Source organism: Hominiventricola aquisgranensis (genome assembly GCF_040096225.1).
Taxonomy (GTDB): Bacteria; Bacillota; Clostridia; order Lachnospirales; family Lachnospiraceae; genus Hominiventricola; species Hominiventricola aquisgranensis.
The window spans coordinates 26,379-50,544 of record NZ_JBBMFC010000003.1; the positions used below are offsets into that span (position 1 = coordinate 26,379).

Consider the following 24,166-nt stretch of genomic DNA (forward strand, 5'->3'; position numbering starts at 1 on the left):
TGCTATAATAATTTCAAATACAGCGTGCCAAAGGGCGTAGTCTGCCTTTTACGCTGCCAAAATGGAAGAAAATGAATACTATGGAGGAAATTTCATGAGAACCTATCTCGTAACCGGAGGAGCCGGATTTATCGGTTCCAATTACATTCACTACATGTTCCGTAAATATGGAGACACTATCCGCATCATCAATGTGGACTGCCTGACCTATGCTGGAAACCTGGAGAATCTGAAGGATGTGGAGAATCAGCCGAACTATACGTTTGTAAAAGCTGATATCTGCGACAGCGCAGCCATCACGAAGATCTTTGATGAGAATGATATTGACCGCGTGGTACATTTTGCAGCAGAGAGCCATGTAGACCGCAGTATCAAGAACCCGGAAGTGTTCGTGAAGACCAACGTACTGGGAACACTGGTAATGCTGAATGCGGCAAAGGCTGCATGGGAGCTGCCGGACGGAAGTTTCAAGGAGGACAAGAAATTCCTGTATGTTTCCACTGACGAAGTATACGGTTCCCTGGATGATGGAGATAATTATTTCTATGAGACCACTCCGTTCTCCCCGCACAGCCCGTACTCAGCAAGTAAAGCAAGCGGAGATATGCTGACCAAAGCATATTTCGATACCTATAAATTCCCGTGCAACATCACAAGCTGCAGCAACAACTACGGACCGTTCCAGTTCCCGGAGAAGCTGATCCCGCTGGTGATCAACAATGCATTGCAGGGAAAACCGCTGCCGGTATACGGTGACGGTAAAAATGTCCGTGACTGGCTCTATGTAGACGATCATGCGAAAGCAATTGACATGGTTCAGGAGAAAGGCAAGCTGGGCGAGCGTTATAACATCGGCGGACACAACGAGAAGCAGAACATCCAGATCATTCACATTATCCTGGATACCCTTCAGGAGATGCTGCCGGATGGAGATCCAAGAAAAGAACTGGTAAGCGACAAGCTGATCACTTACGTGACTGACAGAAAAGGACATGACCGTCGTTATGCTATCGCACCGGACAAGATCAAAGCAGAGATTGGCTGGTATCCGGAGACCATGTTTGAAGAAGGAATCAAGAAGACCATTCAGTGGTTCTTTGAACATGAGGACTGGATGAAAAATGTAACCAGTGGTGATTATCAGAAATATTATGAAGAAATGTATAAAAATAAATAAAAACCTGGCAGTACCGGCGGTCGGAATTCTGATCGCCGGACTGGCGCTTTTTGCAGGCAGAAGTGTGCAGCCGGAGAATGGCTTCACGCTGAACCAGTATCATAATGCAGATGCCAAATTTATCGGGGATCACATTATTACCAGCGTGGATGAGCAGGTCCGTATTCTTGATCTGGAGGGACAGGAGGTTCGCCGATTTGAAGGAACACAGGCATCCTGGATCTACGTGATGGAGGATGATGGAGGCAATGAGCCTGCAGCAGAATCCCAGACAACTGCAGCAGACAGCTATACAGTTGCATACAGCAATCACAGCAATGAGACCCACATTCTGAAACTTACATCTGATGCAGAGCTGATGGATGATCAGGTGGCAGTTACCACGGATACACTGGCCATTGATCCAATCCTGGTGCAGATCGATGAAGGATATCTGCTGACCAACACAGAGATCGACGGAACCATCAATAATCCGTCACCGGATGGAGACAATGGAATCTATACGGTAAGGCTGTATCATTCGGATGATCTGGTCAACTGGGAATATATGACAGATATCATCAGCAGAAAGCAGAATCTGGAAGATGGAGATATTCGTTATCTCGATGGAACACTTTATTATTTCTTTGAGATGGAAGATTATGACAAGGGGCCTTCGAAGATCTGCGTCATGGAATCCGCTGATCATGGAATGACCTGGAGTGAACCGAAAACACTGCTTCCCAATGAGGCAGATAATGAGATGGCGTCCTGCGAGAAGACTGCGGATGGCTGGAGATTATATGTGAGCAGTGATCTTGCATGCGTGGGCGAAAGCTATCAGGGAGCCAGTGTTTATTATTGCGATTATACAGATGAATTTGAACCGGTGGAGCTGTATGTGAAATCAGCCATGCCGGATAATGAGTCAGTGAGACTGTACGAAGTAAAAGAAGAGGACGGAAAGCTGTATTTCTTATTTGCAAGAAATTTTCTGACAGACTGTGATTTTCTGCTTCGTGCCATGGACTCGGAATAAAAAAATAAAAACCAAAGGGGGACTTAAGCAATGAAAGGAATTATTCTGGCAGGAGGTTCAGGAACCAGACTTTATCCGCTGACCAAGGCGGTATCTAAACAGATTATGCCGGTATACGACAAACCGATGATCTACTATCCGCTGTCGATCCTGATGCTTGCAGGAATCCGTGAAGTGCTGATCATCTCCACACCGAGAGACCTTCCTGTGTTTGAAGAACTGTTAGGAGACGGAAGCCAGCTGGGAATGAGATTTGAATATGCAGTGCAGGAACAGCCAAGAGGACTGGCAGATGCATTTATCATTGGTGCTGACTTTATTGGAAAAGACAGTGTGGCCCTGATTCTTGGAGATAATATTTTCTATGGACAGAGCTTTTCACAGGTACTTAGAAGAGTAGCAGCTCAGGAGAGCGGTGCTACGATCTTTGGTTACTATGTACGTGACCCAAGAGAGTACGGTGTGGTTGAGTTTGACGAGAATGGCATGGCTGTTTCCATCGAGGAGAAGCCGGAACATCCAAAGTCAAACTATGCAGTACCGGGACTTTATTTCTATGATAATGATGTAGTTGAAATCGCGAAAAATGTAAAGCCGTCTGCAAGAGGTGAAATCGAGATCACCAGCATCAACAACGAATATCTGAGAAGAGGAACTCTTCATGTGGAGACTCTGGGTCGTGGATTTGCATGGCTGGATACCGGCAATCATGATGCTCTTCTGGATGCAGCAGATTTCGTAGCAGCATTCCAGAAACGTCAGGGACTTTATATCTCCTGTATCGAGGAGATCGCATTCCGAAGAGGATTTATTGATAAGGAGCAGCTTCTGAAGCTGGCTGAGCCGCTGATGAAGACTGCATATGGCCAGTATCTGACAGATGTGGCAAATGGACTGTAAGGAAGGACGTAAAAAATGGGAAAGATAACAGTAGAGACCTGTGATATTGAAGGGCTGAAGATCATCACTCCGACTGTATTTGGTGATGAGCGTGGATATTTTATGGAGACATATAATTATAATGATTATAAAGCAGCCGGTATTGACATGGAGTTTGTTCAGGACAATCAGTCTGCATCCAAGAAAGGTGTGCTGCGTGGTCTGCATTTCCAGATCAATTATCCGCAGGACAAGCTGGTTCGCGTAGTCAGCGGAGAAGTATTTGATGTGGCAGTAGATTTAAGACCGGGTTCCAAGACCTATGGAAAATGGTTTGGTGTACTTTTGTCTGCAGAAAATAAAAAGCAGTTCTTTATTCCGAAAAATTTTGCGCACGGATTCCTGGTGCTGTCTGATTATGCGGAATTTGCTTACAAATGCACCGATTTCTATCATCCGAACGATGAGGGCGGACTGGCATGGAATGACCCGGATATTGGAGTTGAATGGCCGATTCCGGAAGGCATGGAGCTGACCATTTCCGAGAAGGATCATAAATGGGGCGGCATCAAAGAACTGAAAAAGTAAGGAGAGAATAGATGCTCCGAATGTTAAGAGATTTCTGGACCAACAGGAAGCTGATCTGGAAGCTGGCAAAGAATGATTTCAAGACCAGATATGCAGGTTCCTATTTTGGCGTGGTATGGGCAATGGTTCAGCCTGTCGTGATCGTTCTGGTATACTGGTTTGTATTCCAGATCGGTCTGAACAATGCCACTGCCGAGTTAAAACAGGGCATTACAGTGCCCTTTGTTCTCTGGCTGGTCAGCGGTATCGTACCGTGGTTTTATTTTTCAGAGAGCTTAAGTAACGGTACCAATGCGTTGCTGGAATATAATTATCTTGTTAAAAAAGTGGTCTTCAACATCGACATTCTGCCGCTGGTGAAGACCATTGCGGCGTTGTTTATTCATGCGTTTTTCGTGCTGTTTATGCTGCTTTTGTTTGCACTGTACGGATATTATCCGGGACTGCACACTCTGTGGGTGGTCTATTTCAGCGGCTGTCTGATGATCTTTGTGACGGGACTCTGCATGCTGACCAGTTCACTGGTGATCTTTTTCCGTGATTTGAGCCAGATCATCAATATTTTCCTTCAGGTAGGTATCTGGATGACACCGATCATGTGGTCACTGGAGGATCTGCTTGCCAAATATCCAATCCTGGCAGTATTAAAACTGAATCCGCTTTGCTATATTGTCTATGGTTACCGGGAAGTATTGTTCGGCTCCGGTTCTATAGCCGGGCTTGGCTGGATGAATATTTATTTCTGGGCAGTAACGATCGTGACATGGATCGTAGGAAGCGGAGTATTCCGTCGACTGAAAGTTCATTTTGCAGACGTACTGTAAGAGAAGGAGAATCATGAGCAGCGAAGCGATTAAGTTAGAGCATATTACAAAAGTATATAAATTATATAACCGTAACCGTGACCGTCTGAAGGATTCTCTGGGACTCACTAAGAAGAAATGCTACACTGAGCACTTTGCGCTCAGGGACGTGAGCATGGAGATCCATCAGGGAGAGACGGTGGGAATCATTGGTGTCAATGGTTCCGGTAAATCAACGATTCTGAAGATCATTACCGGTGTGTTAAGTCCGACCAGCGGAACGATGGAGATCAATGGGCGGATTTCTGCTCTTCTGGAGCTGGGAGCCGGTTTTAATATGGAATATACAGGTCTGGAAAATGTGTACCTCAACGGCACCATGCTTGGTTTTTCAGAGGAGGAGATCAATGACAGACTGCAGGCAATCCTGGATTTTGCAGATATCGGCGAATTTATCCATCAGCCGGTGAAGACCTATTCCAGCGGTATGTTTGTGCGTCTTGCATTTGCAGTGGCTATCAATATTGATCCAGAGATCCTGATCGTGGATGAGGCACTTTCAGTTGGAGACGTATTCTTCCAGGCAAAATGTTATCATAAATTTGAAGAGTTCAAGAAGCTGGGCAAGACCATTCTGTTTGTCAGCCATGATCTGACCAGCATTGCAAAATATTGTGACAGGGTTGTCCTTCTGAATAAAGGTGTGAAGCTGGCAGAAGGGTCCCCCCGTGATATGGTCAACATGTATAAGAAGCTTCTGGTCCATCAGCTTGACGAGGATACCCTGGAGGATGTGAATGGAAAGAGTGCGATCAATGAACATGTGGAAGATGGAAAAGCATGGAAAGAGCACTTTGAAATCAATCCAAAGCTGTTAGATTATGGTGAAAAACAGGCAGAGATCGTAGATTTTTGTATCATTGACCAGTACGGTCAGTATTCCAGTATTATTGAGAAGGGATCCACCTGTCAGATCAAGGCAAAGCTCTACTTCCATGAGCAGGTGAAGAACCCGATTTTTACGATCACGATCCGTAATAAGCAGGGTACGGATATTACAGGAACCAATACCATGTTCGAGCGCGTGGAGACAGGTGTCGTGGAAGCCGGTGAGAGCCGGATCGTTACCTATACCCAGCGGATCGACCTGCAGGGAGGAGATTATCTGATCTCCCTTGGCTGTACAGGATATGTGGGTGATGAGTTCCGGGTATACCACCGGCTGTATGATCTGGTGGGAATGACTGTATTGTCTGATAAGGATACGGTTGGTTTTTATGATATGAATTCGGCAATCACCGTTGAAAAGGCGTGAAAGGCGTAACACATGCAGGAACAGATTGGAAAAGTAACGATTCAATATAGAGAAGAAGAAATACTTCTTCAGACAGAGGCTTTGGAAGATGCTAGAATCCGGGAATTGCTGGCAGAAGGGTATGACTGCCGCCAGCAGCAGTCACCGGACTGGCCGGTACTCTATCACCTGTCCCATCTGCGGGCTAATCTGACCCAGTGGCTTCCTGTAAAGAAGACTGACCGGGTGTTGGAATTTGGTGCAGACAGCGGAGAACTGACGGGTGGTTTTGCAGGAAAGGCAGCAGAGGTGATCTGTCTTGAGGAGAACTTCAGCCGGTGTAAACTGTTGGCAACCCGACATCAGGATGTGGATAATCTCGTTGTCTACGCAGGAGATCTGTGGAAAAACCTGGAACAGATCGAAGGCAATTTTGACTGGATCATAGCACCGGGTATCGTAAGTGAGGCTCAAAGGTATTTTGCAGGAGAGAATCCGCAGGTGCAGGCATTGAAGATTCTTAAGAAGCGGTTACATCCAAAGGGACATCTGGTGCTTGCGGTGGATAACCGGTTTGGTATGAAATACTGGGCAGGAGCTATGGAGCCGCATACAGGACGTTATTTTGACAGTCTGGAAGGAAATGGAAGTACATGTTCCAGAAAAGAGCTGGAAGTTCTTCTGGAAAAGAGTGGTCTTGGGGAGTATCGGATATATTATCCGTACCCGGAGCGCTGGTTTCCGATGAGTATGTATTCAGATCACTGGCTCCCGGGTGCAGGAGAGCTGAATCAGAACCTTCGGAATTTTGAAGGAGAGCGTCTGGTTCTGTTTGATGAAGAAAAAGTATATGACCAGATCATTGCGGATGGAAGATTTCCGGAATTTTCCAATACATTTCTGATCGTGGCAGGATCGGAACGCACGGATCTGCCGATCTATGTAAAATATTCCAATGACCGGGCAAAAGAGTTTATGATTCGGACAGATATCCTGAAGACAGAGGATGGCTGTCAGGTGAGAAAAGTTCCGGTAAGCCAGGAAGCAAAAGCGCATGTAACAGCTATGAAGCACTGGGAAGAAGTGCTGGGCACACAGTATGCGGCGGCTTGCGTGAAGGTGAACCACTGCGAATTAAAAGAGGATGCGGCATACTTTGAATTTTTAAGTGGACATACACTGGAAGAGCGGCTGGATGACCTGCGGGCACAGAAAGAATATGGAAAGCTGGCTGAAGCGCTGCAGGAATACAAGAAGTTACTGCTAGAATGTCTGCAGCAGGAGTTGCAGCCATTTGCAGTCAGTCCGAAGTTTGTGGAAATGTTCGGCACAGCAGATTTTAAGAAAGCATATCTGGGCGCACCGGTCAACAATCTGGACTGGATCTTTGGAAATCTCATGGAGACGGAAGATGGTACACAGATCATTGACTATGAGTGGACCTTTGATGTTCAGGTTCCAGTGGAATACCTGATCTGGAGAGCGGTCTCTCTTTATCTGCACAGCAGAAGCGAGCTTAAGCAGATGGGATATCTGGCACAGCTAGGCATCTCCACAGAAGAAGAGAAGATATTTGAGGAGATGGAACATCATTTCCAGCTCTGGCTGCTGGGTGGAACCGTGACGATCGGTGCACAGTATCTTCACACGGCAGGAAGAACCTGGAAGTTGGAGCAGCTTCTGAAAAATGCGAAAAAAGACCAGATTCAGGTCTATACAGACTGTGGACAGGGATTTTCAGAAAACAATAGTTTCTGGATTGAAACCGAACCTGACAAGGAAGGGCTGATCCGGCTGACGATTCTGCTTCCTGCAGGATGTAAGGCTGTGCGGCTTGACCCGGCAGAAGAGACCTGTCTTGTAAAGGTCAGACGGATATTAGGGGAACTGGGAGGTTCTTATGAACTGCCTTGGAGTCATAACGGAAGAGAGCTGGAGAACACAGGCATCGTCTACACCACAGAAGATCCGCAGCTTCTGATCAGTGGGATCGTGGAAGGAACAAGCAGACTTTATGTGGAGCTGAGTGTTCAGACCATAAGCCCGGATGCAGCTTATGCCTGCATGAATCTTTTGAACCGGGTGCGTAGAGCAGAGAGACTTTACAACAGTGCGCCATTTAAGCTGCTGAAGAAATTAAAGAGGACAGGAAAATGAGTGAAGAGAACAAGAAGGCAGAACTGCCTGCACACAGAGACAAGCGATTTGACGGGGTGAGGGATACCTGGTACTGGAAGCTGTCAAAACCGGTGCGGGTAGTGGTACATTTTGTGATCCGTACCAGAAATGCCTATATTCATTACGGTGGATTCAAAGGAATGTACCGTCGCTGGAAACAGAAAAAAGGAGAAGCGTCCAAGCGTCTGGATTTTGGAACAAAATCTTTCCCGAATGCAGAGGAGAGACGCAGAGAGGAAGAGACTGTATTTCCAAGAGAGATCAAGATCAGTGTTCTGGTGCCTCTGTACAATACCCCGGAGAAGTTCCTGCGGGAAATGATCGATTCTGTAGTGACACAGACCTACAAGAACTGGGAACTGTGTCTGGCAGATGGAAGTGATGACAAGCATACAGATGTGGGCAGGATCTGTCAGGAGTATATAGAGAAAGACAGCCGGATCAAATATCAGAAGATCGAGAAGAACTTGGGAATCTCCGGGAATACCAATGTATGTTTTTCCATGGCAACCGGTAATTTTATTGGTCTTTTTGATCATGATGATGTGATGCATCCAAGTCTGCTGTTTGAGTGTGTGAAAACAGTCTGTGAGAAAGATGCAGATTATGTTTATACGGATGAGGCGACCTTTACCTCTCCGAATCTTGATGATCTGATCGTACTGCATTTTAAGCCGGATTATTCTCCGGATAATCTGCGTGCCAACAATTATATCTGTCATTTCTCCATGTTTGACGCAGATCTGCTGAAGAAGACAGGGTTATTCCGTCCGGAGTATGATGGAAGTCAGGACCATGATATGATCCTTCGCCTGACCGAAGAGGCAAAGCATGTATGTCATATTCCGAAGATCCTCTACTATTGGAGATCCCATCCGAATTCAGTGGCAGCTGATATTGGTGCCAAGACCTACGCCATTGACGCGGCCAAGAGAGCAGTTCATGATCATATGCGTGATTATTATGGAATTGAAGTGGAAGTGGAGAGCACTCGTGCATTCCCGACTATTTTTCAGATCAAGTATCCGATCAATGGAGAGCCGTTGATCAGTATTGTAATTCCGAATAAGGATCATGTGGAAGATTTGAGACGCTGTATTACTTCTATTGAGAAGAAATCTACCTGGAAAAATTATGAGATCGTGGTAGTGGAAAATAACAGTGTAGAGCAAAGCATCCGTGATTACTACAAAGAACTGGAAAGTGATCCAAAAGTAAAGATTGTAACCTATGAAGGTGGCTTCAACTATTCCAGGATCAATAATGTGGGAGTTAAAGAGACAAAAGGAGAGTATCTGCTGTTCCTGAACAATGATACGGAAGTGATCAGTCCGGACTGGATGGAGCAGCTTCTTATGTATGCACAGCGTAAAGATGTTGGTGCGGTAGGAGCAAAGCTTTATTATGCGGACAATACGATCCAGCATGCTGGCGTGGTGATCGGGCTGGGAGCTCATCGTTCTGCAGGACATACCCATTATAAGATGCCAAGAGAGCACCTGGGTTATATGGGAAGACTTTGTTATGCACAGGATGTGACAGCTGTCACAGGAGCCTGCCTGATGGTGAAAAAGAGCATTTATGAGGAAGTGGATGGCCTTGATGAGTCATTTACCATTTCCCTTAATGATGTGGATCTGTGCCTGAAGATCCGGGAAAAAGGATATCTGAACATTTTCACTCCATTTGCGGAGCTGTATCACTATGAATCCAAGACCCGCGGCATGGAAGAGGGAGAAAAACTTCGTCGTTATGAACGGGAATGCGCACATTTCCGGGATAAATGGAAAGAACAGTTAGATGCGGGAGATCCGTACTATAACCCGAATTTTTCACTGGATTATTCCGATTTTACCTTGCGCTTTTAGAGGAGAGACATGAAGAGATTAGAACGGGAGAAAGTCATAAGGGGAGCATATCGCAGTGCAATCTTGGCACTGACCATCTGCTGTGTGTTTCTGGGAGCAGTGCTTGTAGTGCATGAGCTGGCTCGGGAGTATGAAGTGAAAAAACTGAATGCAAAGCTGGATGCAAAGGGAGTTGTTCAGAATGATGAAGGGCTCTACAGCAGTGTGCAGTTGTTTCTGCCGGAGGAAATCTATGTGGCTTCTGGTGTGACCATAGAACTTTATAACAATCAGATCTCTTCTCTTGGAACAAGGATCGAGGACTATAATGTGAAATGGACCTGCGCAGTAGGAAAAAATATGCAACGCAAATTCTCCATTACCGGAACAGATGATCTGGAGGGAGATTACCCGCTGATCTTTACTATTTTTGATGATAATGGTGCACAGGTGGCGACTGCTTCTACTACTTTGAAGATCGTGGAAGATCTTCCGGAAGAGAAGAAGAGTTTTTCACTGCTGACTATCGGTGACAGTCTGTCCTGCAATACTGCCACGTATGAGAGGCTCAATGAACTGACGGATAATAAGATTATCTATATGGGAACCCGTGGTGTGGGTGGTTCCTTGACGGAAGCCAGAAGAGGTTTTTCTGCTGCTAACTATCTGACGGACGCACCTTACACCATGGAAGAACCACATGAGAAGGTACAGCCTTTCTACAATGAGAAGACTGGCAACTTTGACTGGAAATATTATACAGAAAAGACAGGATTTCACCCAGATGCAGTGGAATTGTTCCTGGGAACCAACGGACTGGCGGAAGATCCGACAGAAAATGGTGATAATATTGTTGCCATTGTGAAAGATATCCATGAGACAGATCCGACACTGCCGATCTATCTGGTACACACGATCTATCCTGCCAATCAGGATGGTATCGGTTCCTGGAATAATAAGGGGCAGGCTCTGTATGGAGACCGCTATAAGTATGATGAGGATCAAAAGGTATTTCATCTGATGACTTATCTGGAAGAAACACTGAAGGATGAGAACTATCTGTATTTTGTTCCGGCGTCGATCTGCCATGACAGTGCCAATAATTTTGACACGGAAGAAGTTCCAGTCAACCCTCATTCTGATGAGATGATGGAAGTACCTACAGATGCAGTTCATCCGGGAAGAGCAGGATATGAACAGATTGCAGACTGTCTCTACAGTGTGATCTGTGGAACAAAAGCAAAATGGGAGTAAATAAGTAAGATGAAAAAATTAATAGAACAGATGATTAAATTTGGATTTGTTGGATTCCTGTGTTTCTTCATTGATTGGGGAATCATGGTATTCCTGACCGAAGTATTTGGCATTAACCCGCTGATCTCCAGTACTATTTCTTTTACAGTATCTGTGACAGTGAACTACATCTTAAGTGTTACGTTTGTATTTGAGACCGATAAAAATGCCAATAAAGGCAGCCAGTTCGTAATCTTTGTCCTGCTGAGTATTGTAGGACTGGGAGCGAACGAACTGTGTATGTGGCTGGGAACCGATCTTCTCGGTATCCACTATATGATCACCAAAGTCGGTGCGACCGCAGTGGTGATGGTGTATAACTTTATTACCAGAAAAATCTTTATTGAGAAGAAGTAGGTTGCAAAACTTGATATCAGCCTGAAGCGATGATATAAAAACTCGACGGATTCTAGAACAGCCCGGAATGATGACATAAAAGCTCGTATGAATATTAACGCAGCCCGAAGCGATGACATAAAAGCTCGTATGACGTGTATCGGACAGAGAAGCCCTGCTGTACTGCCTCGTTACGTACACTAAAGTGTACGCACCAGTCAGCACACCAGAACTTCTCAGTCCGCTCCAAGTCATACAGCGCAGTTTATTGTCATCGTTCCGGGCCGTTTTTGACTTATGCGAGCTTTTATGCTGGTATCCGGGGCTGTTTTGGAGTTATGCGAGCTTTTATGTTGTTGTCCGGGCTGATTTGGTTTATGCGAGCTTTTTCTGTATGGGTGTAGTAAAACATGCGGTTTCTTCGTTTATATAGGTACAAGAAGTAAATATTTCAGAAAAGGAAAAGGGGATATTTTATGAAAAGAACAATCAGCATATTATTGGCAATGGGAATGGTAGTTGGAATTTTAAGCGGCTGTGGGGGAGATGCAGTGACACAGGAAGCTGCGGGAACTCCGGTACAACAGACAGATGAGCCACAGATCCAGATGGATGAGACGGATGGCTCTGGCGATATGGTAACATTGCCAGATCTTACGGAATCTCATCCGATCGCGAATCCGCCATGTGTGATGGTAGATGGGATTCTATATCAGGATACGGGATTTGTCGACAGTATGGTCAGATGTGGGAACATGGATGGTGAGATTGGTTCAGCCGTAGATGCAACGGAATTGCCATCAGAAAATAATCAGTCCAATTTTGGAACTGGTATGAGTTATCAGAGAAGTTCGGAAGGGCAGTTGATTGTATATGTGGATGAAGAACCGAGAATTTTCCGGGATATTAATTCTACTGATACCACAATTCCGGAGGAAGTACTGCATTTTACAGCAAAAGTAAAAGAAGTAAATGATGGAAACCTGTTGGTCACTTATGTATCTACCGCTGAAGGATTCCTTGAACTGCCAGAAGGCGATTATGTGATTCCCAAAGATAATCTGCAGGATGAGGTACAGGTGGGAGATACGGTAGAAATCTGGACAAATGGGATAATTCTGGAAACTTATCCGGCACAGATTGGACTTGCGTACCGAATTGAAAAGGTGGGGTGAGACTAAGGAGAATAGTTTCTTCATGAAATAAGTATTTGACATAAAAGTAGTTGGATGCTACTATAATATCAAAAGGTGCTACCGATAGACGGTTAGCCCTGTAGATAATTAGTTATAGTAACCGCTCAGTCTGGCAGGACAATGGGCGGTTATTTTTGTGTCTTGGAATCACGCGAGCCACGTGAATAACCAAGACTGTAGAAAGTCACACAAAGGCATATAATGCCGATGAGGTTATCAATGGTCAGCATGAGCAAGTCCTCCGTATCAAAGATTTCCTTAAGGATTTCTATGTAAGCAGAGGTCACAGTCCTCTGTTAGAAGGACTAACCGCCTACCGTATTGTAGGTAACACCAGTCATAGTATAACAAATATGTACTTAGAATACAACAAAAAGCATAGATGAAAAACAAAGAATTTTCAATCTGGAATTTATATAAATGACAAAGAAATTTGTCAAAAGCATTGACAAGGATAATTGTCAATGCTATAGTAATGATGACAAGAAAAGTTGTCAAAGGAGCAATGAATATGCCATTACAAAATCAGTTAAAAGAACATCGTTCCAGGATGGGAATCAATCAGACAGAGCTTGGAAAGCTTGCAGGGGTATCGAGACAGACCATCAGTCTGATCGAGAGAGGAGATTATTCACCGTCAGTGGCACTGGCATTGAAGCTGGCGAAGATCTGTGGAGTTCAGGTAGAAGACATATTTCAGTATGAGGAGGATGAGTCATGAAACAGGAGAAGAAGGTCAACAGTTATCTTAGAGGTATTAAAGTGATTGCTCTGGCCTGTGTAATTGGCGGCGTGATTGGTGGAGTGACCGGGGCGATTCGCTTTGTGTTACTGTCACGAGGAGTTGCCGTGAGCGGAGACTGGGTATTACAGCAGATCCGAAGTCTGCTGGTTCCAATCCTGGGTATTATTTTTGCAGTGACCGTGATATTGGAGGAACTCTGTTTCCATAAACTGAAAGGAATCTGTGAAAAACAGGTAACAGCAGAGGATGAGGAATGTGATCAGCTGGAATATGAGGAAGAAAAAACAGGAGCATTTGGTACAAATCTGAATGTGCTGTCGCAGGTTGTGAGCATTTTCTTCCTGACATTCGGTTATTCCATGAAATACATTGAAACAGATGATCATGCCTATTCATTTCTTGTTGCATGTGTCATATTTGTTGTTTCTTATATTTATATTTATTTCTGGCAGATTCGATTTGTCAAACTGCTTCAGAAGACACATCCGGAGAAAAAAGGAGATCCATCTTCAGCGAAATTCCAGGAGCAGTGGCTGGAAAGCTGCGATGAGGCAGAAAAAGAGGTGATCTACCAGAGTGCTTATAAGGCATATGTGACCATTAACCGAACGATCCCGTTGATTCTGATCGTTGTGATGGTTGCAAATCTCTATTTTGACACCGGAATGATGGCAGTGGTGGTTCTGGCGGTAGTGTGGATGCTGGCACAGTTTACTTACACCGGTAACTGTGTGAAGATGAAGAAGAACAGTTTATTGTTTCAGAAAAATAGGGTATAATGAAAAAAGCAGGACAGGAGGGCGTGCAGATGGGAATATATGCATCAGTCCTCCACGATGTCTCGGTTAAACTGTAGAATCATTACATGTTACCGGTAACTTACACACTTTATTCATCTGATTTCTACTTTGAATCCCAGTTCATTACATATTCTTTTTCACCAGTGAATTCATCTATCTGGTCACATTGAATAGTAAACCCTTCTCTTTGGTAGAAAGATATTGCCCTGACATTCTTCTGATATACGTTTAATTGTAATCTGACTTTTTTATCCTTCATATAATCCAGCAAAATTTTACCTATGCCATGTGACTGCATTTCATCAGAAACAAAAATACCTTCTATGTATTCATCGTTTATTCCTATAAATCCTTGAATTATTTTATCATCTTCATACACATAAACGTCTGCCTGCGGCAACATTTCTTTCACAACTTCATAATTATTTGTCCAGTATTGTTCGGGGATAAAATAATGTGCTTTCAGATTGGTTTTTAACCATATGTCAGCGACTCTATTTATATCTGTTTTCTGCAACTTTCTAATCATTTCAAGTTATTCTCCATTATATTGCTATACTCACAAATCCCGATTGATTAATAACCCCAATTGATTATATCCCAACTCTTTTTATCTGCCGTTTTCACTAAATGCCATTGCCAGTTGGTATATGTATCATTAGGATTGAATCCGCCATCTCCACCTTTTTCGTCTGTATCAAAGGTTGATAATACTACAATAAGTTCTTGGTTATTCTCTTTGTGATATTTCTCAATTTCTTCTGCAAATTTGTTTTCAACATCCTCGTCATAGCGAAGTTCAGTAAGTGTGCAACCTTCAAAATCTTTTGCAAATTTTTTCTCTATGACATCAAATGCTTCGTTAATTGAATTTTCATCATAGAGTGCAGAGTAACCAACAACACGATTAACGTTTGAGATATTTCCTCTGTTTCCAGTCAATGCAAGGACTGCTGCCACACCTAAAATTACGCATACAGCACATATCGCAATGATTCTTTTCTTCTTCATACAATCACACTCCTCATATCCAAATCATATATGACAGTTGTATATTAAGTAAAGCAATTATCTGTTGACAGTGCGTGTATTATAACGCAAAGATTCTTTGACATACAGGCAGTTACTGCTTCTGAATCTCGAATTCATCTACCACTTCCCAGCTTTCAGCTTCATAGGTCTTCACTTTCAGGCTGTTGTCGGTGATCTGGATATCGGTCACCTGCGGCTTTTTCAGTTTTTTAGCCACAGCTGCTTCGTTTTGCGCAGTGGGGTTATGGAAAAGGCTTCCGCTGGAGGAACTCAAAGTCAGATACATGGTTCCTTCCGGGTTTACGGCCGGGCTTTCATATTCCTTATAACTTCCATCCGCCTGGATAAAGTTGCTGCGCATATAACTGTGGTCATGTCCGCACATTACAAGGTCGATGTCATATTTAGAAGTAAAGCTTAAGTAGTATGGGCGGATTCTCTTCGCATTTTCCAGATAATCCTGATAGGAATTGTAAGGTGAGTAATGGGAACAGACAATTCTCCATTTCACATCTGGATTGGCAGCACAGGTATCAGCGATAAACTGCTCATGTTCTCCCCATTTTGTTTCATCGATCACATCCAGGATCATAAAGAGAGTATTGCCACGGACAAACCAGTAATCCCCATCACCGTCATCATCACAGGTTCCAAGGGTGGATAGATTAGGCAGTGTAAAATGCTCAGAGTACTGATGTCCACCCTGCTCATGATTGCCTTTGACTGGAGCCAGTTCCATACTGTAGAGCACGCCCTGATCGAGGAGTGCTGCATATGCTTCCTGAGCATCATAATTGTTGACCTGGTCACCAAGGGAGACCAGCAGACTGGAATCTGGGAAATGATATTTGATCTTGTTCAGTACCTTATGCCAGATATTTTTCTGAGAATCCAGCTGGTCTAATGGCTTGCCAAGCTGTGGATCACCAATGGCGGTGAATCGTAATGTATCAGAATCTTCCGGTGCATGAAAGGTATAGGAAGGAGAGAGGTTGTCCCCTTCTCCTACTCGATACAGATAATCCGTTCCGGGAGTCAGATCCGTGACTTTGGCGCGGTTGATATAGTAGCCATCCACTTCCTCAGAGGCAGAAGAGGAAGCATCAAAGACGGATGCATTTGCAAAGTCCGTATCGTCAGCAGAGGTCCAGAAGACCTGGCCGGCTGTCTCGGAAGGGGAGAACCAGGTCAGATTGGCTTCTGAGACCAGAGATCCCGCTGTGACTGACAGATAGCGGATGGAACTGCTGGTGATCAGGGTACTTTTATAGTCTGGAGCAGTGGCCCAGGTTTCATAGCCTTCCAGTGGGTTTCCGTTTTCATCCACAGAAATATCAGTAACCACCGGTGTTTCAACCAGTTCATCATTTCCACAGGCGGTAACGATGAACATCAGCATCAGAATACCGGCTGCCAGAATTCTTTTTTTCATAGATTTGAAAGCTCCTTATATTTTTGATTCTTATTTATATACGATAGTATTCCTACATTAACACCAACGCTGTAAAAAGTAAAGGTTCTTCCCGCGGCAAAAAATAAACATTTCCGGGAAGATTGTATCTTGGCAAATATTTGTATTTATGGCTATAATAAAGAGAAACTGCCTTGCTTGTTGCGTATCCTTCCTAAAACTGCTATAATAGATAAAATCAGTGTCGGAATTTTCTGACGAAATCTATTAAGTGGATACAGACAGGAGAGACAGAGTGACAAAAAAACTGGTACTGTTGTTCAGTGTAGTATTGTTCATTGGCTCCCTCTTTTTTTTCGCATATCCGGAAAAGAAGGAGGAACAGCCGGCAGAGACATTGACTGCAGGTGCCCTGGCGGGACAGGTGAAAGAAGCATCCAGACTGTATAAGCGGCTGGCGAAGACACTGGAAGCGGACCAGGTGAAGCTGTGCTTTGAAGGAGAAGAACTGGCCTGCGACCGGGAACAGATGATATTTTATCTTCCGGTAGACATGGATCTGGAAGAATGGGAAGCAGGTACATTTTCTAATGTGGATGACGGTATCGAGATCCTTCCTATGAAAGACTATACACTGCTTGACAAGCAGGAGACTGTAGCACAGGGACTGCAGATTCCATTTCTGGCATGGAACCGGGAGGGTGGAACCTGCAGGAAAGTGTATGTGGTATTTACAGGCCTTCCTGTAGTGAAGATGGATACGACAGCGGATCTTGATATCGATACAGTATTTGCAGGGGCAGTGTCTTTTTATGAAGCCTGTGGACAGGAAGACTGGGTATTGACGTCCGTCTTTGAAGCCCATGAGAGAGGACAGACTACCCGGGCTTATCCGAAGAAAGGATATCGGGTCAATCTGGTGGATGTGACTTCCACAGGCATCAGTCGTAAAAACAAGCAGTCAGTGCTTGGCATGCGAAAGTCGGATTCCTGGATCTTTTATGCAATCTACAGTGACGGCACGAAAGTCCGGGATAAATTTAATACAGAACTCTGGGCCGGGATCGGCGCAGAGGACACACCCTATGATGCTTATTTTGGCACAAAGATGAAATATGTGGAGCTGGTGGTCAATGGAGAGTACAGGGGGCTCTATGGCATTTTTGAACCGGTGGACAAGACGCAGCTGGCGATCACGGATGAGGAATATCTATATAAGCGAACCTACGGACGGGCACTTTCCCAGGAGTTGTTTGATTCCGCCGGACTAGATGATTATCTGACAGTTCTCGGTATGGAGATCAAAGGAAAAAAGGGAAATGGAACATCGCTGGACTGGAAGCAATTGCGGCAGTTTATAGCCATAACAGAAGAGGAAGATGAAAAGTTTGCACAGGATGCACAGCAGCTGCTGGATCTTGATAATGTGGCAGACATCTGGATCTATCTGCAGTTCCTTTATGGAGAGGATAATATTTATAAAAATATGTTCTTTGCTTTTAAAAAGGACACCGATGGGTATCAGGGATACAAGCTGTATCTGGTGCCGTGGGATACGGATCTGACCTGGGGAAATGTCTACGTGGACAGTAAGGAAGAGCTGTATGTGAAATGGGCGCCGGAAAATGCAGATCGATATCTGGAGTGGCCGCTTTTGGATCGTCTGATTGAACTTGATGTGGGTGGAATCCGGGAAAGGATCAAAGATCGTTGGACAGAATTAAGAAGTGGAATTCTGTCAGAAGAATCCATGAATGACATTTTTATAGAATGTACCCATCAGGTACAGGATTCTGGTGCATTTACGAGGGATGCGGCAAGATGGCCGGACAGCCGTCACGATGCCGATTATGATGGAATGAAGCAGTTTATGAAGGAAAGAACTGAGTTTCTGGATAAAATGATACAACAATGAAACAATAAAAGAAGAGAATTGGAGTTGACAAGATGGAGTCAAAAGTATTTGATCCCTCCCTTATGGAAAACCGGTTCCGGCATGAATTTAAATATTTAAGTACGCTGGGACAACTAAAGACCATACAGGTGCGTCTGACAGGCCTGATCCCTTTGGATCCCCATGTGGGACCGGATGGTATCTACAATATCCGAAGCCTGTATTTTGATGACTATGAGGATCGCTATCTGAAGGAAAATGAAGCCGGTGTGGATCCGAGAGAAAAGTTTCGTATCCGGATCTACAATCACAGCGACAGTCGGATCTCGCTGGAACTGAAGCGAAAGGTTCGGGAGAAGACACAGAAGTTGTCCTGCCCGATCACAAAAGAGCAGTGTGAGATGCTGATGCGCGGGGAGATTCCTGACATTGGTAAGGATGCGCCGCCGGTACTCCAGAAGCTCTGTCTTCTGATGAGGACAAGACTTCTGCGACCGAAAGTCATCGTTGAATATGACAGAGTGCCTTATATTTACCCTCAGGGTAATGTGCGGATCACGCTGGATGAGAATATCCGATCATCGTCAAGGGTCGAGCTGTTTCTGGAAGATCAGATTCCGACCAGACCGATCCTGCCGGCGGGACAGCATATTCTGGAAGTAAAGTATGATGAATATCTGCCGGATTTCATCTACAGAGCCGTGCAGCTTCAGGGACTTCACAGAACCGCATTCTCAAAATATTATTTATGCAGACGTTATCATTTGTAAAGAAAAAGGAGATTACATAAGATGGGATTTAAAGACGTATTTAAGAAATCATTTTTAGAAGGATTTACCAGCATGGACATTACTACTGGTAAGATTGCTGCAACCTTGATCGTAACCGCACTTCTTGCATTATACATTTTTGCAATCTATCGTCTGGTTACAAGAAAAGTGTTCTATTCCAAGAATTTTAACATTTCTCTGGCAGTCATGTCGCTGATCACAGCAGCAATCATTCTGGCAATGCAGTCTAATCTGGTGATTTCCCTTGGTATGGTAGGTGCCCTGTCCATCGTTCGTTTCCGTACAGCAATCAAGGATCCTATGGATCTGGCGTTTCTGTTCTGGTCTATCAGTATTGGAATCATCTGTGGTGCAGGTCTGTATGAGATCGCATTGGTTACTTCTGTAGGAGTTACCGTATTCATTCTGGTGCTGGATATGCTTCCGGTAGGAAAAGCACCGATGATGCTTGTAGTAAACAGCTCTGAGATGAATGGCGAAAAAGCGGTTCTGGATGTGGTAGGAAAATATGCCCGTTATTACAAAGTAAAATCCAGAAATCTGTCCAAAGGACGTCTGGATCTGGTGATTGAGCTTAAAGTAAAAGAAGAAAGTGCCCTTGTATCTGAAGTGGCAGCACTGGATGGTATGATCAGTGCATCTATGATCTCCCACGATGGGGAAGTGACATTCTGATATGGGAAATGATCGACTGGCAGCACACGCAGGCCTGGCTCAGCGTGGTTATCAATATGTAAAAGCATATGGAATGGGTAAGCTGTACCGAAAAGCCAGAGAGCATTTTGGAAGAAATGCACTGGAGCGGGGATATCAGGAATGGATGATCCTCAATCGTCCCTCTGAAAGCGAGAAGGAACTGCAGAGAGAACATCATTTTGTCCAGGAACCACTGATCAGTATTGTAGTGCCAATTTATCGTACACCGGAAGTATTTCTCCGGGAAATGATCGAATCGGTACTGAACCAGACTTATGGAAAGCTGGAACTTTGTCTGGCAGATGGAAGTGGCGAGGATGATACGGCAGGGACGGTGATCTGCGAGTATGTGGAGAAGGATCCGAGAGTCCGTTATCAGAAGCTTGGCAGCAATCTTGGGATTGCAGGCAATACCAATGCAGCAGTGAACATGGCAGAAGGGGAGTATGTGGCACTTCTTGATCATGATGATTTGCTGGAAGAGCACGCATTGTTTGAAATTGTCAAATGGCTTCAGAACCATCCGGAGACTGATATGGTCTACACCGATGAGGATAAGGTAACCTTTGATTCAAAGACATATTTTAAACCTCATTTCAAACCGGATTTCAACAGGGAGCTGTTAAGAAGCAATAATTATATCTGTCATTTGCTGACAGTGAAGAAAGATCTTCTGATGGAGGCCGGATTATATAAGGAAGAGTTCGATGGTGCACAGGATTATGATCTGATCCTGCGTTGCAGTGAAAAGGCGAAACAAATCGGACACATTCCGCAGGTACTCTATCACTGGAGAAGTCATACAGCATCGACCGCAGCTAATCCTGGAAGCAAATCATATGCTTATGAAGCTGGTCGAAAAGCTGTGGAAGCGCATCTGAAACGAATGGGCGAGGATGCAGTTGTAGAACCCATGGACAATCCGGGATTTTACAGGGTGAATTATCGGGTACAGGGTAATGCAAAAGTCAGCATTGTGCTGATGAATGTAACATCCTTGAAGGACCTTCGCCGGATCATACGGGCGGTCAGCCGTCATCGCTCTTATGGAAACTTTGAGATTCTGGTACTCTGGAATGGTCCGGAGAAAAATAAAGGAATTCTGAATTTTATAAAAGAACATAGACAAATACCCATAAAAGTAGTATATTGTACTAGTGCGCGTAATAATTTTGTAACATTTTCCAGACTGGCTGAGAAGATGGACAGCGATTATCTGTTGTTTCTGGACGGACAGATAGAGAAGGTTTCCAGAGGCTTTTTGGAAACATTTCTGGGAAATGCACAGCGGCCTTATGTGGGAGCTGTGGGTGGCCGGGTCTATGATAACAGCGGCAGACTGGTGGCCGGGGCTAAGATCCTGGATCTGAAGGGCCTTGCAGGAGACGCTTTTGAAGGATTAAGGTTCGGATACACAGGATATTTTCATAAAGCGGTTTTGCAGCAGAATTTCCATGCAGTATCTGGAAAAGCAATGATGGTCAGAAGAACATCCTTTCTTCAGGCTGGAGGATTTTCAGAGGAAGTAGAAGACCGATATAAGGATGTGGATCTGTGTCTGAAACTGGAACAGCTTGGATTAAACAATGTCTATGATCCAGGTGTGATTCTGCTCTGCCAGGGCAGAACCCTACAGAAGAAAAAAGCGCAGAGGACAGCAACGGTTTTCCGTAAAAAGTGGAAAGCGCTGCTGGAACAACCGGATGGATATTATAACACGAATCTGTCGCTTGAAAGCAGCGATTATCGAATCCGGGAATATCCTTAGGGAGAAGTTTACGCATGTCAGACGTAACGATTGTGATTCCGAATTATAACGGGATCGCATTTCTGAAAAACTGTCTGGACTCTGTACTTGCACAGACAGGGGTTCAGATGGATGTGATCATTATAGATAATGGTTCCGTGGATGGAAGTCAGGAGTTTATCTCTTCCAACTATCCACAATGTGAACTGGTCTGCCTGGATCAGAACTACGGGTTCTGTCGGGCAGTCAACGAAGGTATCAACAGGGCAAAAAGCCCGTATGTCATATTGTTGAACAATGATACAGAAGTCCGGCCTTTGTTCGCTGCCAGTCTGGTAGCATCTATGAAGGAGGACAAGAGCCGATTTTCCTGCAGTGCACGCATGTTGATGTACACGAAGAGAGATTTTCTGGATGATGCAGGTGATTTTTACTGTGCATTTGGCTGGGGAATTGCCAGAGGAAAAGGGCGTCCCAAACAAGAATATGAGACCGCTGATCAGATTTTCTCCGCCTGCGGAGGAGCGGCCATCTATCAGACTGAGATGGTACGTTTGATCGGTGGTTTTGATGAAGCCCATTTTGCCTATCTGGAAGATATGGATCTGTGCTGGAGAGCAAGGATCCATGGATGGAAGAGCTGGTACGAACCGGATGCAGAGGTGTTTCATGTAGGAAGTGCCACCAGCGGTTCCAGATATAATCGGTTTAAGGTGCTTCATTCAGCAGGAAATAACCTGTATATGATCTACAAGAATATGCCGCTGGCACAGATGCTTTTGAATCTGCCGTTTTTGCTGGTGGGATTTCTGATAAAATATCTGTTTTTTGTGAAAAAGGGACTTGGAAAAGATTACCGGGAGGGGCTTGCAAGAGGTTTTGAGCTGTGCAGGAAGCACAAGGACCGGAAAGTTCGTTTTTTATGGAAGAATTTGCCCGCTTATGTGGCAATTCAAGTTGAACTTTGGAAAAATATACTTCTTTTTCTGCCGGGCAGAAGGGAAAATTGAGGGGAAAAGGATGAGGACTCTTGATTAAAGACAATCAACGGTATTTCAACCGTCTTCATGTTGTGATTGATGCAGTGGTGATCTGTATCGCATATGTATTGGCCTGGATCTACAAGTTTCTGATCCTGAAGGATCAAAGGGGACTGACACTGGCACAGTATTGTGTGGCACTTATTGGTATTATACCGCTGTACCTGATGCTGTATCTGGCATGCAATCTCTACACATCCAAAAGAGTGCAGGGAAGAAGGCTGGAAGGCGGCAACATTGTAAAAGCCAATACCATCGGCATTTTGATCGTCATGGCAGCATTTTTCCCGCTGCGAGATGTAATCGAGCCGATTAAATATTATTCCCGCTGGATGCTGGCATATTTTTATGTGATCAACATTGTGCTGGAGATTATTGCGAGAAATCTGATCCGCTGGTGTCTGAGAAAGATCCGGCGCAAAGGATTCAACCTTCGTCATCTGATCTTTGTAGGATACAGTGGAGCTGCAGAAGCATTTATTGATCGGATTCTTGCAAATCCTCAATGGGGGTATAAAATCAGTGGAATCCTGGATGATAATAAAGAGCCGGGATATACCTATAAAGGCATTGCAGTGCTTGGATCCACGGATGAGCTGGAAAAAATCCTGGAAAATAATCGTCTGGATGAGATTGCACTGACGCTGGCACTTCGGGAATATTATAAATTGAAACGGATCGTAGCGATCTGCGAGAAATCCGGTGTGCATACAAAGTTTGTACCGGACTATAATGATATTATACCGACAAGACCTTATACAGAAGACCTCTTAGGTCTGCCGGTAGTCAATATTCGTCATGTACCGCTGACCAACAGCTTTAATATGATCTGCAAGCGGGCTATGGATATTGTTGGGGCAATCGTTGCCATTATTATTTTTTCACCGGTTATGCTGGTTACGGCTGTTTTGGTAAAGACAACATCCAAAGGGCCGTTGATATACAAACAGGAGCGAGTTGGACTCCATAACCAGACTTTTCAGATGTATAAGTTCCGCTCTATGGAAGTACAGTCTGCAAAGAGCGAAAAGCGTGCATGGACTGTCAGAGATGATCCCCGCGTGACAAAGGTGGGAAGGGTCATCCGCAAGACAAGCATTGATGAGCTTCCGCAGCTGTTCAATATTCTCAAAGGTGATATGAGCCTTGTGGGACCAAGACCGGAGCGCCCATTCTTCGTGGAAAAATTCCGGGAAGAGATTCCTCGCTACATGGTAAAACATCAGGTTCGGCCGGGCCTGACTGGATGGGCGCAGGTAAATGGGTACCGAGGAGATACATCAATTAAAAAACGTATTGAATACGACCTGTATTACATTGAAAACTGGACCATGGGGCTGGATATCAAGATCCTGTTCCTGACCTTCTTTAAGGGCTTTGTAAATAAGAATGCTTATTAAC

At 44.5% G+C, this 24,166-nt stretch carries 22 protein-coding genes; 19 read left to right on the forward strand and 3 right to left on the reverse strand.

Going from position 1 to position 24,166, the window contains the following annotated elements; all coding sequences use genetic code 11:
• The first annotated feature begins 94 nt into the window (after positions 1–94).
• The 13 genes from rfbB (at position 95) to WMO62_RS02140 (ending at position 14,133) form a co-directional block, all read left to right on the forward strand.
• Complete coding sequence (gene rfbB, locus WMO62_RS02080) at positions 95–1,177, forward strand: dTDP-glucose 4,6-dehydratase (protein ID WP_118439988.1); 1,083 nt, start codon at positions 95–97, stop codon at positions 1,175–1,177.
• A complete protein-coding gene (locus tag WMO62_RS02085; protein WP_349143646.1) occupies positions 1,152–2,195 on the forward strand; it encodes a sialidase family protein in 1,044 nt (347 codons plus the stop codon). The genes rfbB and WMO62_RS02085 overlap by 26 nt, the downstream gene beginning before the upstream one ends.
• 30 nt (positions 2,196–2,225) lie before the next feature.
• Positions 2,226–3,095, forward strand: coding sequence for a glucose-1-phosphate thymidylyltransferase RfbA (gene rfbA / locus WMO62_RS02090; protein WP_118439985.1), 870 nt, complete (start codon positions 2,226–2,228; stop codon positions 3,093–3,095).
• Between the two features lie 15 nt (positions 3,096–3,110).
• Positions 3,111–3,662: a dTDP-4-dehydrorhamnose 3,5-epimerase gene (gene rfbC / locus WMO62_RS02095; RefSeq protein ID WP_117497426.1), complete on the forward strand. Its 552-nt coding sequence runs from the start codon at positions 3,111–3,113 to the stop codon at positions 3,660–3,662.
• Between the two features lie 11 nt (positions 3,663–3,673).
• Positions 3,674–4,486: an ABC transporter permease gene (locus tag WMO62_RS02100; protein ID WP_117497424.1), complete on the forward strand. Its 813-nt coding sequence runs from the start codon at positions 3,674–3,676 to the stop codon at positions 4,484–4,486.
• 13 nt (positions 4,487–4,499) lie between these two features.
• The gene (locus tag WMO62_RS02105) at positions 4,500–5,780 is read left to right on the forward strand and encodes an ABC transporter ATP-binding protein (RefSeq protein WP_118439983.1); all 1,281 of its coding nucleotides are present in this window, start codon (positions 4,500–4,502) and stop codon (positions 5,778–5,780) included.
• A 12-nt stretch (positions 5,781–5,792) separates the two neighbouring features.
• Positions 5,793–7,916: a class I SAM-dependent methyltransferase gene (locus WMO62_RS02110; RefSeq protein WP_349143647.1), complete on the forward strand. Its 2,124-nt coding sequence runs from the start codon at positions 5,793–5,795 to the stop codon at positions 7,914–7,916.
• Positions 7,913–9,805, forward strand: a complete 1,893-nt coding sequence (locus WMO62_RS02115; RefSeq protein WP_117497420.1) for a glycosyltransferase family 2 protein — start codon at positions 7,913–7,915, stop codon at positions 9,803–9,805. Before WMO62_RS02110 ends, WMO62_RS02115 begins: the two co-directional genes overlap by 4 nt.
• 9 nt (positions 9,806–9,814) lie before the next feature.
• Complete coding sequence (locus WMO62_RS02120) at positions 9,815–11,038, forward strand: SGNH/GDSL hydrolase family protein (protein ID WP_349143648.1); 1,224 nt, start codon at positions 9,815–9,817, stop codon at positions 11,036–11,038.
• A 9-nt stretch (positions 11,039–11,047) separates the two neighbouring features.
• Positions 11,048–11,434, forward strand: coding sequence for a GtrA family protein (locus tag WMO62_RS02125; RefSeq protein WP_349143649.1), 387 nt, complete (start codon positions 11,048–11,050; stop codon positions 11,432–11,434).
• Positions 11,435–11,889: 455 nt separating this feature from the next.
• Positions 11,890–12,588 (forward strand): hypothetical protein, encoded by a 699-nt coding sequence (locus tag WMO62_RS02130; protein WP_349143650.1) that lies wholly within the window; start codon positions 11,890–11,892, stop codon positions 12,586–12,588.
• A gap of 532 nt (positions 12,589–13,120) precedes the next feature.
• Positions 13,121–13,330, forward strand: coding sequence for a helix-turn-helix transcriptional regulator (locus tag WMO62_RS02135; protein WP_349143651.1), 210 nt, complete (start codon positions 13,121–13,123; stop codon positions 13,328–13,330).
• Positions 13,327–14,133 (forward strand): DUF3169 family protein, encoded by an 807-nt coding sequence (locus WMO62_RS02140; RefSeq protein WP_349143652.1) that lies wholly within the window; start codon positions 13,327–13,329, stop codon positions 14,131–14,133. Before WMO62_RS02135 ends, WMO62_RS02140 begins: the two co-directional genes overlap by 4 nt.
• Before the next feature lie 124 nt (positions 14,134–14,257).
• On the opposite strand, the gene WMO62_RS02145 is transcribed toward WMO62_RS02140, so the two are convergent.
• The 3 genes from WMO62_RS02145 to WMO62_RS02155 all read right to left on the reverse strand — a co-directional run bounded on the left by WMO62_RS02145 (position 14,258) and on the right by WMO62_RS02155 (position 16,618).
• The gene (locus WMO62_RS02145; protein WP_349143653.1) at positions 14,258–14,683 is read right to left on the reverse strand and encodes an N-acetyltransferase; all 426 of its coding nucleotides are present in this window, start codon (positions 14,681–14,683) and stop codon (positions 14,258–14,260) included.
• Between the two features lie 47 nt (positions 14,684–14,730).
• Positions 14,731–15,165, reverse strand: coding sequence for a hypothetical protein (locus WMO62_RS02150; protein ID WP_349143654.1), 435 nt, complete (start codon positions 15,163–15,165; stop codon positions 14,731–14,733).
• Between the two features lie 112 nt (positions 15,166–15,277).
• Positions 15,278–16,618, reverse strand: a complete 1,341-nt coding sequence (locus WMO62_RS02155) for a purple acid phosphatase family protein (RefSeq protein ID WP_349143655.1) — start codon at positions 16,616–16,618, stop codon at positions 15,278–15,280.
• Between the two features lie 274 nt (positions 16,619–16,892).
• On the opposite strand from WMO62_RS02155, the gene WMO62_RS02160 reads away from it, so the two are divergent.
• The 6 genes from WMO62_RS02160 to WMO62_RS02185 are packed head-to-tail and all read left to right on the forward strand — an operon-like array spanning position 16,893 to position 24,165.
• Positions 16,893–18,512, forward strand: a complete 1,620-nt coding sequence (locus WMO62_RS02160) for a CotH kinase family protein (protein ID WP_349143656.1) — start codon at positions 16,893–16,895, stop codon at positions 18,510–18,512.
• A gap of 32 nt (positions 18,513–18,544) precedes the next feature.
• Positions 18,545–19,261, forward strand: a complete 717-nt coding sequence (locus WMO62_RS02165; protein ID WP_349143657.1) for a polyphosphate polymerase domain-containing protein — start codon at positions 18,545–18,547, stop codon at positions 19,259–19,261.
• Positions 19,262–19,282: 21 nt separating this feature from the next.
• The gene (locus WMO62_RS02170) at positions 19,283–19,957 is read left to right on the forward strand and encodes a DUF4956 domain-containing protein (RefSeq protein WP_349143658.1); all 675 of its coding nucleotides are present in this window, start codon (positions 19,283–19,285) and stop codon (positions 19,955–19,957) included.
• A 1-nt stretch (position 19,958) separates the two neighbouring features.
• Positions 19,959–21,746 (forward strand): glycosyltransferase family 2 protein, encoded by a 1,788-nt coding sequence (locus tag WMO62_RS02175; RefSeq protein WP_349143659.1) that lies wholly within the window; start codon positions 19,959–19,961, stop codon positions 21,744–21,746.
• Positions 21,747–21,760: 14 nt separating this feature from the next.
• The gene (locus WMO62_RS02180; RefSeq protein ID WP_349143660.1) at positions 21,761–22,735 is read left to right on the forward strand and encodes a glycosyltransferase family 2 protein; all 975 of its coding nucleotides are present in this window, start codon (positions 21,761–21,763) and stop codon (positions 22,733–22,735) included.
• Positions 22,736–22,755: 20 nt separating this feature from the next.
• Entirely contained in the window at positions 22,756–24,165 is a 1,410-nt protein-coding gene (locus WMO62_RS02185) for an undecaprenyl-phosphate glucose phosphotransferase (RefSeq protein ID WP_118509987.1), read from the forward strand.
• The last annotated feature ends 1 nt before the right edge of the window (position 24,166 follow it).